This is a genomic window from Methylophilus methylotrophus DSM 46235 = ATCC 53528, from assembly GCF_000378225.1.
Lineage (GTDB): Bacteria > Pseudomonadota > Gammaproteobacteria > Burkholderiales > Methylophilaceae > Methylophilus > Methylophilus methylotrophus.
The window spans coordinates 17,365-32,065 of the sequence record NZ_KB905147.1; the positions used below are offsets into that span (position 1 = coordinate 17,365).

Genomic DNA, 14,701 nt, shown 5'->3' on the forward strand with positions numbered 1-14,701 from the left:
GCTGATGCGCTGGGACTTGCCTTACAAATATTTGGCAACCATGGCATTATCCAAAGCACTCGCGACAATCGGCAATTTTACAAAATGCCCGCTGCCCGCCGCCTGTTGCACCGGATCGCCGCGCTTATCGAACAATTGCTCGACCACCAGGTCGCGATTGCCGCTAGGGTGAATCAGTTGCAACTTGTCGCCGATCGCAAATTTGTTACGCGCCTGGATAGACGCAAGGCCACGTTCAGCATCGTAATCCACCACATCTCCCACATATAAACTGCGGTTAGCGCTGGAATGACCTTGTACGTAATTCTGGTGTTCGGCCGTGTGATGCCGCTGGTAAAAACCGTCGGTATAGCCACGGTTGGCCAGATTCTCAAGCTCTCCCAGTAACCGCCAGTCAAACGGCCTACCTGCGACCGCATCATCAATCGCCTGTCGGTAATTCTGGCTGGTACGCGCGACGTAGTACCGTGATTTGGTGCGCCCCTCAATCTTGAGCGAATCCACGCCAATGGCAATCAGCTTCTCCACATGCTCAATCGCGCGCAAGTCCTTGCTGTTCATAATATAGGTGCCATGCTCGTCTTCCATGATGGGCAGCAGCTCGCCTGGGCGGCCTTTTTCCTCTATCAGGTAAACATTATCTGCGGCCGGATGGCGTGGCAGCGAACCGCATGAAGACAAATTGGATTTTTCCATTTCCGCCTGGAAATCGAATTCTTTCAGCCTGATGACGCCTGCTGCATCTGGCTGCGCCTCGTGTACCTTGTAATCCCAGCGGCAGCTGTTGGTACAGGTGCCCTGGTTGGGGTCACGCGAGTTGAAATAGCCCGACAGCAGGCAGCGCCCTGAGTAGGCAATGCATAACGCGCCGTGGATAAAAACTTCTAGTTCCATCTCCGGGCATTCCTGGCGGATTTCAGAAATTTCATCTAGGGAGAGTTCACGCGACAGGATGACGCGCGTCAGTCCCATGCGTTGCCAGAATTTGACGGAAGCATAATTAACCGCATTGGCCTGCACAGACAAATGGATAGGCATCTCCGGCCATTGCTCACGTACCATCATAATCAGACCAGGATCGGCCATAATCAGTGCATCCGGCCGCATTTCAATGACTGGCGCCATGTCACGCATATAGGTTTTCACCTTGGCGTTATGCGGGGAAATATTGCTAGCAACAAAGAATTTCTTGCCGCGCGCATGCGCCTCCTGGATACCAATGGCCAGATTCTGCATGGAAAAATCATTTTCACGCACGCGCAAGCTGTATCTGGGCTGCCCGGCATAGACGGCATCTGCCCCGTAATCAAATGCTGTACGCATGCGGTCAAGGTCACCCGCAGGCGCTAATAATTCAGGAGACTTCATACGCATTTATTCACCGATAATTTTCACCAGCACACGTTTATTGCGGCGGCCATCAAATTCGCCATAAAAAATTTGTTCCCAAGGGCCAAAATCCAGTTGGCCGTCGGTAATCGCCACCACCACTTCACGGCCCATGATCTGGCGCTTGATATGCGCATCCGCATTGTCCTCGCCGGTATCGTTATGACGGTAACCGCTCACAGGTTCATGCGGCGCCAATTTTTCCAGCCATATCTTGTAATCGTGATGCAGGCCACGCTCGTCATCATTGATAAATACGCTGGCGGAGATATGCATGGCATTGATCAGCACCAAGCCTTCTTTCACGCCGCTTTCGCGTACGCAAGCGATGACGTCATGAGTAATGTTCTTGAAATCCATACGCGCTGGAATGTTGAACCACAATTCTTTACGAAAACTTTTCATCTGATCCCCTTTCCGAAAGCGGATATTTTAGCACCGTGACGGAAAACGCATTTGCCATAAAACAAAAAAGGCCTCCAAAGAGGCCTTGTGTGCAACACTCATTAGCTATTGACGTCCAGACTTTGCGTAAAGGTTTTTCCTTCATTATCAGTCGCGACGACTTCCAGTTTGCCTGGCGCATCTGGAATAAAGCTGAATTTCATATAGGGATCTTCACTGGTGCCTACGCCCACATCTACAGTCATGACTTCCTTGCCATTATAGGTAAAGGTCGCTTTATTGATGTAAAAAGCGGGCACATAGCCTTGAGAAACCAGGTCACGCTGCAAACCGGTACGCATCACATGTTTGATATTAAACGTGGCTGTTGCTGGCTCACCAAACTTGGGCGCGTCCACATTCATTTTAATTTTACCTGCAGCAGCGCGCACCTCGGATTCATTATTGTCCACGGTACCGCCACAGCCACCTGCCGCACGGATTTCACGCTTGGCCATATACAGCTTGCCGTCTGCCGTTTCGCCAATCAACCGAACAAAAGAATCCGTTTCCTGGCGGATACGCGTAGACATCTGAAAACCATTCATCATCTCGGTCAAGTGATAGGTCGATGCCAGCTGAATTGGGTTAGCATCTACAATGACGTATAACTTTTTCAATGCAACGCCATTGGCGGCGGCTTTGTCATATATCAACGTGACCGGTACTTGCGCACCGCTCTCCGCACGCCGCGGCCCTTCAACCTTGAGAAAATCCACCTCCTGGATATCACGTTTTGGGAAAAAAGCTTCTTTCACCACTGCCCATAATTTAGGATCGGCTTCGGCATGTACTGTTGCGCTTATGCTCAAAGCCATGACCCCCAACATCATCATCCATATTTTTTTCATGATCTTCCCCATCATTCAATTTTAATCTTCGTGAAACCATTGTCTAACGAACACTCACAACGATATGTGATGCGTATCACAGATGGCATTAAGCTAGCTTACTGGGATCCCCCGAAGGCCGCATTTCATAATTGGGATCAGCATACTCGGCAAAATTAAGCTCAACACCATTTCCTGCCGGATCGCGCAGATTGATCTGGCGGATGCCATTGGCGAGGATACGCGTGGTATAAGCGATGCCGAGTTTTTGCAGGTGCGCTTCCATCCCAGGCATGTCATCGCAGTTAAACGACACATGGTCATAGGTGCCATGTACATGTAATTGGGGTGGCTCGGCTGTTTTGTATTCAGCCAAATGTACAACGGCCTGTTGACCAATATATAACCAGTAGCCATAAGTGGTGCTGGCTACGCGCTTGCCCACGGTTAATCCCAGTACATCGCAATAAAAATCGCGTAACTGGTGCATGGTTTCGCGGTCAGTGCGAAAGTTAACGTGGTCAATTCCTGTTAATGGCATGATCTTCCAATCTAATAAGTGCCGTATTAAACGTGTGTGCAAAATATCTGCGCAATATAGTACAAAAACTAATGCCCCTCAAATTGACACAGGGCAAATGTTTGGACGCCACAACTTTGCAATTGTTGCATGCCGCCCAGGTCGGGCAGGTCGATGACAAACGCGGCATGCTCCACCACCCCGCCCAGCCGACGGATCAAAGCTACCGCGGCCTGAGCCGTGCCACCCGTTGCAATCAGGTCATCGACCAACAACACCTGGCCGCCAGGACTGATGGCGTCCGTATGCAGCTCAAGCGCATCTTCACCATATTCCAGCGCATACGCTTGAGCAATCGCTTTTGCCGGTAACTTTCCGGGTTTGCGCACCGGCACAAAGCCCACGCTTAATTTGCTGGCGAGGGCGGCACCAATAATAAAGCCGCGTGATTCTATGCCCACTATGGCATCTACAGGCTGATCGGCATAATGTAATGCCAGTGCGTCAATGGCGGCATTAAAGGCAGCAGCATCCTTGAGCAGGGTAGTGATATCACGAAACTGGATACCTGCTTTCGGGTAATCAGCAATCGTTCTAATGTAAGCGCGAATATCCATCATGCACACTCTCCTAAATCACAATAAAAAACGCGCCCACCCAAGGTAGACGCGTTTTGATGCTTGGCAAGGGCCTGTGTCACAAGCCTGGCTGGCCTAGCTACCAGCCACGTTTTGCTGACGCACACGGATATGCAGTTCGCGTAATTGCTTCTCGTCGACCTCGTTAGGCGCATTCGTCATCAGACATTGTGCACGCTGGGTTTTCGGGAAAGCGATCACGTCACGAATGGATTCTGCACCGGCCATCAACGTCACCAGACGATCCAGACCAAACGCCAGCCCACCGTGCGGAGGTGCACCGTATTGCAATGCATCCAGCAAGAAGCCGAATTTCTCCTGCGCTTCTTCCTTGCTGATCTTCAATGCATCAAACACTTTAGATTGCACATCCTGTTTATGGATACGCACGGAACCGCCACCGACTTCCCAGCCGTTGAGTACCATGTCGTAAGCTTTTGACAAACAGGCTCCTGGATTGCTGACCAGAAGGTCTTCGTGACCATCTTTGGGGGAAGTGAACGGGTGATGCAGCGCCACCCAACGGTCAGCCTCTTCATCATGTTCAAACATGGGGAAATCCACCACCCACAATGGCGCCCACTGACGGCCATCGACATGACCTTTTTCGTGACCGACCTTGGTACGCAAGGCACCCAGGGCTTCATTCACAATCTTCGCCTTGTCAGCACCAAAAAACACGATATCCCCGTTTTGTGCACCGGTGCGCTCAATGATGGCTTGCAGAGCGTTCACGTGAATATTCTTCACAATCGGACTTTGCAGGCCTTCTTCGTTCAGCTTGGTAATATCGTTGACCTTGATATAAGCCAGGCCTTTGGCGCCGTAGATTTTGACGAACTCAGTGTAGGCGTCAATCTCCGAACGGCTAATGGCCGCACCATTTGGTACGCGAATGGCAGCCACGCGGCCACCGGCCATATTGGCAGCGCCAGAGAACACTTTAAAATCCACATCTTTCATCACATCGCTGAGTTCAGTGATTTCCAGTGTCACGCGCATGTCCGGCTTGTCTGAGCCGTAACGGTTCATGGCTTCAGAGAATGGCATGCGCGGGAATTTGGCTGGCAAGTCAACGTTTTGCACTTTTTTCAGCATCTGGCGGATCATCTCTTCGACGATATCCATGATGTCGTTTTCTTCCAGAAAGGAAGTCTCGATATCCACCTGGGTGAATTCTGGCTGGCGGTCTGCGCGCAGGTCTTCGTCGCGGAAGCACTTGGTGATCTGGAAGTAGCGGTCAAACCCGGACACCATGAGCAATTGTTTAAACAGCTGTGGTGATTGTGGCAACGCGAAGAACATGCCGTGATGGACACGAGATGGCACCAGGTAGTCACGCGCACCTTCAGGGGTGGAACGGGTCAGCATCGGGGTTTCCACCTCGATAAAACCGTTTTCGTCCAGGTAGTCGCGCAGGTTTTTTGCGACCTTATAGCGCAGCATAAGGTTTTTCTGCATGGCTGGACGGCGCAAATCGATGTATCTATGCTCCAGACGTACAGTCTCAGTCAGATTATCGTCATCCAGCATAAAAGGTGGCGTCAAGGAAGCGTTCAGCACTTCGATCTCGGTCGCCAGCATTTCCACTTCACCCGTCGGCAAGTTAGGGTTGACCGTACCTTCAGGGCGTGCACGCACTTTACAGACCACGCGCAACACGAACTCGTTACGTACGGTTTCAGCAATGGCAAATGCGTCTTTGGTATCCGGGTCAATGACAATTTGCGCCAGGCCTTCGCGATCACGCAAATCAATGAAAATCACGCCCCCGTGGTCGCGACGACGGTGAGCCCAGCCACACAGAGTCACGGTTTGTCCAATGTGTTCGCGGTTCAGGTGACCGCAATAATGTGTACGCATCATAATAGTTTTATAAAATTAAAGTGGTGTTGCGGTTAATGGTGTTTAGGCAAGGGCGCCACTGTACCCATGCTGATGATGTATTTCAAGGCCTGATCCACACTCATGTCGAGCTCAATCACATCAGACTTTGGCAACATGAGAAAAAAACCCGAAGTTGGGTTAGGCGTGGTGGGCACATAGACACTGACGTACTCACCTGGCAAATGATTGACTACATCTCCTCCAGGGGTCCCAGTCAAAAAGGCAATGGTCCATACGCCCTGACGTGGATACTGGATCAACAGCGCCTGGCGGAAAGCATTACCTGAATCAGAAAACAAGGTATCAGACACTTGCTTGACGCTTGAATAAATGGATTTCACGACAGGCAAGCGGATAAGCAGGCCTTCCCACAATTCAATCAATTGCTGACCAAAAATATTGGTGGCTACCAACCCCGTCGCCAACACGATGCCTACAGTCAGGATCACACCGAAGCCCGGAATATCAATCCCAAGCCATGCTTCAGGACGCCAGGCCGCGGGGAGCAGTAGCAGGCTCTGATCCAGCGTTTGCACTAAAGTTTTGAGTACCCACACCGTAATAAATAATGGGACCAGTACCAGCAAGCCTGTAATGAAATATTTTTTCATGGGGTTCGTTTTTTAGTGGCAGGCACATCCCGGATTGCACTTGGCGGAGTCGCCCGTGCTGGCAGACTCTGCTGGCTTGTTACTTGTCGCCTGGTTATTTTTGAAATCGGTGGCATACCAGCCGCTACCGCTCAATTGAAAACTGGGAGCAGAAACTTGTTTGCTAAAGGTCTGCTGCTGGCATTTAGGGCAAGCCTCAACAGACGGCGCAGATACCTTGCGCATCAGTTCTTGCTGATAACCACACGCTGTACATTGGAAATCGTAGATAGGCATTTGTTAACACAACCCGAAGAACAACTTGCTGAAAATTTTTGGTAAAAGCAAATTATACCTGATTCGCGTTACAAATCATAAAAACGGCCGCGATGTATTTGAATTAAAAAGACTTTAAGGAGTACACCATGCAACAACTCTCGCTCAGAATCTCTTTCATGCTGACTGCATTACTTTTTCTGGGATTCGCCAGTCGCGACCTGGATATACATCACACACGCCTGTCACTTGATAAACATAGCCAAACAGGCAAGGCTGTTCCATTGCAGCTTGCGGATATTCTCTATGCAGAACCGACACTTAAAATCAAAAAAGTGAAATAGTCTGCGCGCTTTATCCGGCACTGCCAACCTTACTCAAAGCTGGGCGTCATAAGCAGCCTGATCCAGCAATGCGTCTGCGCCACTAGCATCGGCCGCCAGTTTGAATATCCAGGTGTTATAGGGCTGATCATTAATCTTTTCCGGCGAGGTCAGCGCGTCTTCATTAATGGTTTGCACCACCCCTGACAGCGGAGCGTAAATGTCGGAACCCGTCTTCACCGACTCAATCAAGCCGCAAACTGTGAATTGCGCGACCGATTGGCCCACCTTGGGCGGATCCACAAACACCACATCACCAAGCATATTCTGCGCGTAATCAGTGATGCCCACCATCCATAATCCATCATCGGACTGTGCCGCCCAGGTATGGTCCTTGGAAAAGAAGTATTTCAAGCCTGCTGACATATGATTTAAAAATCAAAAGTTTAGTAGATAATTATTGTGCCACAGTCTGTGAAACGCACCAAAACTTATTGCGCGGAGCCGCTAAATAGGGTTAATTTTTTACACTAAAAAATTGCGATAAGTGATTGACTCTGAATAATAACTGGGCAATAATGAAACGGGTTTTTGGAAGGTGAATTATGAGTTTTTACAAGCATTGTCTTAAAGTGTTGCTAATGTGTTCCATCGCTTTTGCACCTGCGGGCCAAGCCATCGCTAAGTCACCTGCTAAAAAGCACACCGTTTCAACAAGCAAACAAAAACGGGTTTCCTCACAATACCGCGTCAACCCAGCCAAAACCAAATCGATGCGTCCGGTCAAGCTGCATTCGCATGCCAGAAAATCTGCCAGACCCGCCATAGATGCAGAAATGTTTGATTCGTTTGAGGGCAAGTCGGGCAGCCATGGCAATCTTGCCATCGCTTCTACCAAAGCGCTGGTCATGAACCAGAATACGCACGAGATCATTTACTCCAAAAATCTGGATATGCCGACACCGATTGCCTCGGTCACCAAACTGATGACTGCCATGGTAGTCCTTGATGCCAAGCTCAATCTGAATGAGCAGGTGTCTATTACCGAAATGGATGTGGATTACCTTAAAGGCACGTCTTCACGCCTGCCAGTCGGCACAACCATGACACGCGAGGATATGCTGAACCTGGCATTGATTGCCTCAGAAAACCGTGCCGCCTCTGCACTGGCCACTAATTACCCCGGCGGCAAGGCCCGCTTTATTCAGGACATGAATGCGAAGGCTGCCAGCCTGGGCATGATGAATACCCATTTTGAGGATTCCACCGGCCTGACCAGCAACAATGTCTCTACGGCGGCAGACCTGGCCAAAATGGTCCATGCTGCATACCAATATCCGCTGATTCGCCAGATTACCACCACCTCTGATTATGATTTGAGCGTGGGCAACAGGCGCCAACCACTGCACTTCCATAATACCAATGCTTTAGTACGTGAGAGTGCCAATAGCAGTTGGGAAATCGGATTATCGAAAACCGGCTACATCAGCGAAGCCGGGCGCTGCCTGGTGATGCAAGCCACCATTGCCGGCGAACCCCTGATCCTGGTATTGCTGGATTCAGTTGGCAAACTTACCCGTATTGGTGATGCAAGACGCATCAAAAAATGGATGGAGCGCAACTACAATACACTATCGTCGAACGTTGGCGCTGATGGCGAAATTGTTTTGACTGGGTTATCCATGAGCAAATCACTGAGCGAAGACTCAAACTAGAGCAGTTTATTTGGTAAAAACAAAACCCGCGTTACCGCGGGTTTTGTTTTTTAATTCTCTGTTACATCTCCAGATCGCTAATGTTCGGCACCATCAAATTCAGGATCATAGCCTTCAGTAATAGCCGATTTCTGTTTGCGCTCTTTCCATTGCTTGCGCAGCATTTCTTTTTTTTCTGGACTCAAGTTCTGGAACTGTTGATAACGCTTGCGTGCATTCTCACGCTCATAAGGCGTCATACGGCTCCACTTCACCAATTGATGCTGGATACGCTGCTGCTTTTGCGCATCCATTTTTGGATACTCCTTAGCAATGTCCAGCATCTTTTCACGCTGCCACGGACGTAAGGCATCCCACTCACCTGCCAAAGGCGATAACACCGACCGCTGCTGCTCTGTCAGTTGCGCCCACGTGACATTGGCCGCCGGATCTGTCGGAGACAGATCGCTTTTAATAGCTCCAATATCCGCCATCGCAACCCAGCGCTGCCCCGCCGCATCATCCAAGGTTCCCGCAAGGGCTGACGCGCCGCTACCCGCCAAAACCGACCAAATGACCCACCCTAATAATGAATGATTTTGCATCATTTCTCATTGTTCCAAAGACTGATTCTTCTGTTAATCACTATTGCCACTGAATACCGATCAAATATTTTCGGAATATTGCCAGGGCTCAAATCCGTTATCGACAAACGCCTCTACAGGCAAATCATCACTCAGCAGCATGGCATCGTCATTGTGACTGGCGGTCAGGACAAACAGCCCAACGGCAAAAAATACTGACAATACTGCCATGCCTGCCGTAAAAGGATGACCAAAAGATGCCCATGACAGAACATCCGCCCAGGCATGTCCTGCTTGCGAAGTTTCTGCAAACCGCTTCAACGCTGCCTGCCGCCCCTCTGCCAAGCGAGACTCAATCTTAGCAGGCAATGGTCTATCATCTTGCTTCAGCCACTCAACACCTTCGCGCAGAGAGGCAGGCAAGTCGTCCATCTGATGACGTTGTTTCCTCATAGCTCTACTCCTTTTTTGGTAACCGACGGGCGCCAATCCCGGCCTGTTCTAATAATAGGGATAACGCACTGACCGCTCTCGAGCAGTGCGTTTTGACACTTCCTTCAGAACATCCCATGACTGATGCCGTTTCTGCAACATCCAACTCCTCCCAGTAACGCAGCACAAATGCTTCGCGTTGACGCGCTGGTAACTTTGTTAACGCTTTTTCGATCAATGCCATGATTTGTGAGTGTTCCAGCTGGTCGGCGGGATCACCATCGGCGCTGTCTACCTTTATGGTTTCCAGCGGGTCATAGTCTTCGTCTTCCTGCGTGCCAAAAGCGGAAAAGAGGGTGGTCCAGAGGTTACGTACCTTCTGCCGACGCCAGAAATCTCGCATGGTATTCTGCAGAATACGCTGGAACAGCATGGGATACTCCTCTATCGGTTTACTGGCATATTTATCTGCCAGTTTCAGCATCGCATCCTGCACAATATCCAGCGCAACATGGTCGTCACGCACTGCGTAAGCAGTTTGCCTGAACGCCCGTTTTTCAACCTGACGTAAAAAATCTGATATTTCTTGCGCACTCGCCACTACTTCATTCCCATCCTCGAGACGATCAATGCTTTAAACTGATGCTCGTGCCATTTCCTCGACACTTTTTTGAGGTTGATGTGCCTTCAAAGAAATATGCATTGTTTTTATCTCCCTGTTGCCTGCGAGTATATATCAGTTTTAATTTTATTTACTGTTAGAATAAGCCCAGAGCAGTGAAAGCACGGCCAACCATTATGACGATTAAAATAACACACATCCTCCTAATTCATCAGCCACCGTTAACTCTCTTCTGGGCAAACGCCAGCGTGTGCATGGAGCTTTTTTAATGACGGCCATGGTCTCCACTAGAGAAAGAGTGCCGGACAGTCAGCATTTGCGTCTTTATAGCCTGTTTCGCCTTGGGGCTTCAGGCATGCTGTTTGGCAGTCAGCTCTGGCCATATTTCAGGAACGCCCCTACTGAACCTTCAGTATCATTCTGGCTATTGCTGATATTCTTTTTATACGCAATCGCAGTCAGCGTCAGTTTTGAATCCCTGCAGGCCGAACGCGGCCTGGTATTAAAAGCGCAAACCAGCCTGGATATTGTATTTTTAGTGCTGATGATGCATTTTCTGCCAGGTAACCAGAGTGGGATTGGCTTACTACTGATCATTAATATTATTTTTGCCGGCCTTATCAGCGAAGGCCGTTTTGCCCTGTTCTATGCCGCCATTGCCACCATAGGTATTCTGCTCGAAAACACTTTCCAGGTCATACACCGCAACCTGCCTATTAATGATTACAGCAATGCCGTGTTGCTGTCCTTGAGCTGTTTTGCCACCGCCTGGCTAGCACAAACACTGACTGCACGCATGCAAAGCAGCGAAAATCTGGCTACCCAGCGCGGCCAGGACATTGAGCACCTGGCCAAAACGAATGCCCTGATTACGCGGGAAATGCCTAATGGCGTGCTTGTCATAGACCAGTATCAACAACTGAAACACTATAACCAGCAGGCCTGCAAATTGCTGGGGCTTGAAGAAACGATGCTACAAGCAGCCGTACAATTGCACACCCCTCTGGAACGCCTGATGCCTGCTATCATGCAGCTATTACAGACCGCACCGGCAAGTAACGCCACGTCAGACGCAGTGAAGCTCACAATCAACAACCGGGATTTAGGCATACGTTTTCACGCCATTTCTGAAAACATTGAGAATGGGGTGGTGATTTTTATTGAGGACTGGTCGCAAATTCAAACCCAAGCACACCAGGTCAAACTGGCGGCATTGGGTAGGTTGACGGCCAATATTGCCCATGAAATCCGCAATCCGCTCAGCGCCATCAGCCACGCCACCCAGCTATTGCAGGAAGATGAATTGCAACCAGGCACAGGGCGTATGCTGCAAATCATCTCGGACAATGTGCAGCGACTGGACCAGATCATCAAGGACGTGTTGGAACTGAACCGGCGTGACCGCACCAATCAGGACCAGTTCAATATCAATATGTTTGTGCAGGAGTTTTACCAGCAATTTTGCGCGGTCGAAAAGATTGACCTGGCGAACTTTACGCTAGACCTGCCAACCAAAGAGAGTACCATTGTTTTTGACCGCAGGCATATCAATCAGATTTTGTGGAATTTATGCAAGAATGGTTGGCGACATAGCCAGCAGCAAGTCCAGAGCCTGCAGCTCAAAGTGGTCAGTGACAAAAGTGGCCAATTCATCCACATCACAATCAAGGATGATGGTGGCGGTATAGATCCTAACATCCAGCCGCACTTGTTCGAACCATTTATGACCACGGAAAAAACCGGCACGGGCCTGGGATTATTTATTGCACGAGAGCTTGCCGAAGCCAATGGCGCAAAATTAAACTATTCCAGTAGCTCTAATGGCACCCAATTTTCACTGACAGTTAAGAAGGCAATCGTTTAAATGGCAAATTCCTATCGTTGTCTGGTGGTTGATGACGAAACCGATATTCGCGAACTGGTAGTACTGACACTGGAGCGCATGGGCATACAGGCAGAGAGTGCCAGTTCGGTCACCGATGCAAAACACATGCTGAATTCGTTCAGCTACGACTTGTGCCTCACTGATATGCGCCTGCCGGATGGGCTGGGGCTGGAGCTGGTACAACATATCAATGCGCAATTTCCCGGATTACCGGTGGCGGTCATCACCGCTTATGGCAGTGCCGAGAATGCAGTGTCAGCACTCAAGGCTGGCGCTTATGACTACATTACCAAGCCAATTTCACTCAAACAATTGCGGCCCCTGGTAGAGTCCGCGCTTAAACTGTCGTCACAAAAAGAAGCGCAAGGGGCCAATACAGTCGATCTGATTGGTGCGTCACCGGTCATGAGCTATGTGCGCACCATGATTGCAAAACTGGCGCGCAGCCAGGCGCCTGTGTATATCAGCGGTGAATCAGGCAGTGGCAAGGAATTGGCGGCCAGACTCATCCACCTCAACAGCTCACGCAAAGAGCAGTCTTTTATTGCCGTGAACTGCGGCGCCATCCCGGAAAACCTGATGGAAAGCGAGTTCTTTGGCTATAAGAAAGGGGCATTTACGGGCGCCATCCAGGATACCCTCGGCTTGTTCCAGGCAGCCAATGGCGGCACCTTGTTTCTGGATGAAGTCGCCGACCTCCCACTGGCCATGCAGGTCAAGTTGCTGCGTGCCATCCAGGAGAAAAAAGTACGCGTGGTCGGCAGTACCAGTGAAGAAGCTGTGGATGTGCGTATTATTTCCGCCACGCACAAGAACCTCAATGCCATGATGGAAAAAGGCGAGTTCCGGCAAGATTTGTATTACCGTCTAAATGTGATTCAACTCAAAATGCCGTCTTTGCGTGAACGGCCTGAAGACATTCCAGAACTGACTGAGCGCCTGCTCGCCAAGCTGTGCCAGGCACAGGGCATTGCTATTCCCGCTATCTCCGATGAAGCCAAGGTCTATATCCAGCAGCTACCTTTCCACGGCAATGTGCGTGAACTGGAAAATATGCTGGAACGTGCCCTAGCCTTGTGTGACGGCGTCAGCATTACGGTTGAAGACCTGTCGCTCGATGAAATACCTATAAATTTAGGTGACAAGCCGGTATTGCCATGGAATGCACCTGTCACCGAGCCATCGGTCATGACCAGCACAATTAGCGAACCTGCCATTCAGGACGCCAGGCCGCCAGCACCAACCACAGCCAACCCATCTAACGGCAGCACCATGTTGCCCATGGATATCAGTCTATCTGATTACCTGGAAGATATTGAAAAGCGCACGATCTTGCAGGCGCTGGAAAAAACCAATAATAACAAGACCGCTGCGGCAAAACTGTTAGGTATTAGCTTCCGTACTTTGCGTTACCGTTTGTCTAAGTTAGGCTTATCCAAAGAGCAGGACCCTGATCTCGAAGAGAGTGATGGGGATGAAGAATAAAAAAGGGCGACATAGTCGCCCTTTTTTATAGTTGCCAATATCAATTCAAAACAATCGCCAGATAACTGAGGTAGAACAAGCCGTTCACCAGCAGATGCCAGACAAGCAACCCACCCTTGGCGATGCAATAACGCACCCAAATCGCAGCCACCAAGGTGATTAAAATACCCAAAGCCACTTCCTGCCTGGGCGACCAGTCCGTCAACATGATACCGATGGCTGGCAGGAGTGTGCCCTGAAACACCATGGCACCGGTTATATTACCAAACGCCAGCGTATCCTTGCCTTTGCGTATCCATAAAATACTGTTCACTTTTTCGGGCAACTCTGTCGCAATCGGAATAATCAGCAGCGATAGCAATAAAGCCGACACGCCTAAAATGGCCGCTGCGGTCTCCACCTCGTTGATAAACCCTTTGGCGCCTGCAATCAGCAAACTCAGGCCAATCAACAATTGCAGCAGGATGGTGACCATATTGGTTGGCAAGCCTAAGCGGGACAACATCATGACATCTTCGGCCTCGGTGGCATGACCTTCTTCCACCAGGCCTTTGGAAGCTTTAATCGTCATCAGCACATACACAAAATAAATCAGGATCATGAGGATGCTGATGCCGTAACGGACGAGGGCCTGGCTATGCGGGATAAACATGGCGATAGTGGCAAACGCAAAAGCCAGGATAAAGAAGTTAAGGTCACGGATCAGGCCAGTACGCTCTGGACGAATGTGGCCTTTTGCACCGCGTCGCTTCAGTACGGATAGGGCCATTAAGCTGATGGACAGCGTTGCCAGCATCAGGGGCGCACCTAAAATAGCACCCACACCAATATCATGCCCAGCATGACTATCGCCAGTGGATGACGTATAGGAAAAAATCGCCAGCAACGGCACCAATGTCTCTGGTAATGCTGTCCCAACCGCTGCAAAAATAGAGCCGGTCACACCTTCGGAAATACCTAGCCGCTCACCCAGATGCTCAAGCGCATTGGTAAAGACCTCAGCCGCCACCAAAATCAGCAGCAACATTAGCAATAATTGTAAAAAAACCATGACTGTTCCTGTCTGGCGGCAATCAACCTTGTATGTGCCCACCGCCTGGCA

The 14,701-nt window shown here is 50.0% G+C and carries 17 protein-coding genes; 4 read left to right on the forward strand and 13 right to left on the reverse strand.

Annotated features, from left to right (window positions below):
* Positions 1-21: 21 nt before the first annotated feature.
* The 8 genes from trhP to F463_RS0112825 form a co-directional block, all read right to left on the reverse strand.
* Positions 22-1,368: a prephenate-dependent tRNA uridine(34) hydroxylase TrhP gene (trhP, locus tag F463_RS0112790; RefSeq protein ID WP_018987496.1), complete on the reverse strand. Its 1,347-nt coding sequence runs from the start codon at positions 1,366-1,368 to the stop codon at positions 22-24.
* A 6-nt stretch (positions 1,369-1,374) separates the two neighbouring features.
* Positions 1,375-1,794, reverse strand: a complete 420-nt coding sequence (locus F463_RS0112795) for a secondary thiamine-phosphate synthase enzyme YjbQ (RefSeq protein ID WP_018987497.1) — start codon at positions 1,792-1,794, stop codon at positions 1,375-1,377.
* 101 nt (positions 1,795-1,895) lie between these two features.
* The gene (locus F463_RS0112800; protein WP_018987498.1) at positions 1,896-2,684 is read right to left on the reverse strand and encodes a quinoprotein dehydrogenase-associated SoxYZ-like carrier; all 789 of its coding nucleotides are present in this window, start codon (positions 2,682-2,684) and stop codon (positions 1,896-1,898) included.
* Between the two features lie 88 nt (positions 2,685-2,772).
* Positions 2,773-3,204: a VOC family protein gene (locus F463_RS0112805; RefSeq protein ID WP_018987499.1), complete on the reverse strand. Its 432-nt coding sequence runs from the start codon at positions 3,202-3,204 to the stop codon at positions 2,773-2,775.
* 68 nt (positions 3,205-3,272) lie between these two features.
* Positions 3,273-3,800: an adenine phosphoribosyltransferase gene (locus F463_RS0112810; protein WP_026295576.1), complete on the reverse strand. Its 528-nt coding sequence runs from the start codon at positions 3,798-3,800 to the stop codon at positions 3,273-3,275.
* Positions 3,801-3,896: 96 nt separating this feature from the next.
* Entirely contained in the window at positions 3,897-5,687 is a 1,791-nt protein-coding gene (gene aspS / locus F463_RS0112815; RefSeq protein ID WP_018987501.1) for an aspartate--tRNA ligase, read from the reverse strand.
* Positions 5,688-5,719: 32 nt separating this feature from the next.
* Entirely contained in the window at positions 5,720-6,319 is a 600-nt protein-coding gene (locus F463_RS0112820) for a DUF502 domain-containing protein (protein WP_018987502.1), read from the reverse strand.
* A 12-nt stretch (positions 6,320-6,331) separates the two neighbouring features.
* The gene (locus tag F463_RS0112825; RefSeq protein ID WP_026295577.1) at positions 6,332-6,595 is read right to left on the reverse strand and encodes an FmdB family zinc ribbon protein; all 264 of its coding nucleotides are present in this window, start codon (positions 6,593-6,595) and stop codon (positions 6,332-6,334) included.
* Between the two features lie 128 nt (positions 6,596-6,723).
* Between F463_RS0112825 and F463_RS0112830 the strand changes: the two genes are divergently transcribed.
* Positions 6,724-6,918: a hypothetical protein gene (locus F463_RS0112830; protein WP_018987504.1), complete on the forward strand. Its 195-nt coding sequence runs from the start codon at positions 6,724-6,726 to the stop codon at positions 6,916-6,918.
* Positions 6,919-6,951: 33 nt separating this feature from the next.
* Here the strand turns inward: F463_RS0112830 and F463_RS0112835 are convergent, their stop codons facing one another.
* On the reverse strand, positions 6,952-7,323 hold the full coding sequence (locus F463_RS0112835) for a glycine cleavage system protein H (protein WP_018987505.1): 372 nt from the start codon (positions 7,321-7,323) through the stop codon (positions 6,952-6,954).
* Between the two features lie 215 nt (positions 7,324-7,538).
* Between F463_RS0112835 and pbpG the strand changes: the two genes are divergently transcribed.
* Positions 7,539-8,612, forward strand: coding sequence for a D-alanyl-D-alanine endopeptidase (pbpG, locus tag F463_RS0112840; RefSeq protein ID WP_018987506.1), 1,074 nt, complete (start codon positions 7,539-7,541; stop codon positions 8,610-8,612).
* A gap of 77 nt (positions 8,613-8,689) precedes the next feature.
* Here pbpG and F463_RS0112845 read toward each other — a convergent pair whose 3' ends face one another.
* From F463_RS0112845 to F463_RS0112855, 3 genes are read right to left on the reverse strand one after another with little or no spacing between them, the layout of a single operon-like run.
* Positions 8,690-9,196 (reverse strand): DUF3106 domain-containing protein, encoded by a 507-nt coding sequence (locus F463_RS0112845; protein WP_018987507.1) that lies wholly within the window; start codon positions 9,194-9,196, stop codon positions 8,690-8,692.
* A 60-nt stretch (positions 9,197-9,256) separates the two neighbouring features.
* Positions 9,257-9,628 carry a DUF3619 family protein gene (locus F463_RS0112850; protein WP_018987508.1) on the reverse strand — a complete coding sequence of 124 codons (372 nt, stop codon included), beginning with the start codon at positions 9,626-9,628 and terminating at the stop codon, positions 9,257-9,259.
* Positions 9,629-9,632: 4 nt separating this feature from the next.
* Entirely contained in the window at positions 9,633-10,208 is a 576-nt protein-coding gene (locus tag F463_RS0112855) for an RNA polymerase sigma factor (protein WP_018987509.1), read from the reverse strand.
* A 289-nt stretch (positions 10,209-10,497) separates the two neighbouring features.
* Between F463_RS0112855 and F463_RS0112860 the strand changes: the two genes are divergently transcribed.
* A complete protein-coding gene (locus F463_RS0112860) occupies positions 10,498-12,093 on the forward strand; it encodes a two-component system sensor histidine kinase NtrB (protein ID WP_018987510.1) in 1,596 nt (531 codons plus the stop codon).
* Positions 12,094-13,599: a sigma-54-dependent transcriptional regulator gene (locus tag F463_RS0112865; RefSeq protein ID WP_018987511.1), complete on the forward strand. Its 1,506-nt coding sequence runs from the start codon at positions 12,094-12,096 to the stop codon at positions 13,597-13,599.
* 40 nt (positions 13,600-13,639) lie between these two features.
* Here the strand turns inward: F463_RS0112865 and F463_RS0112870 are convergent, their stop codons facing one another.
* A complete protein-coding gene (locus F463_RS0112870; RefSeq protein ID WP_018987512.1) occupies positions 13,640-14,650 on the reverse strand; it encodes a sodium:calcium antiporter in 1,011 nt (336 codons plus the stop codon).
* Between the last annotated feature and the right edge of the window lie 51 nt (positions 14,651-14,701).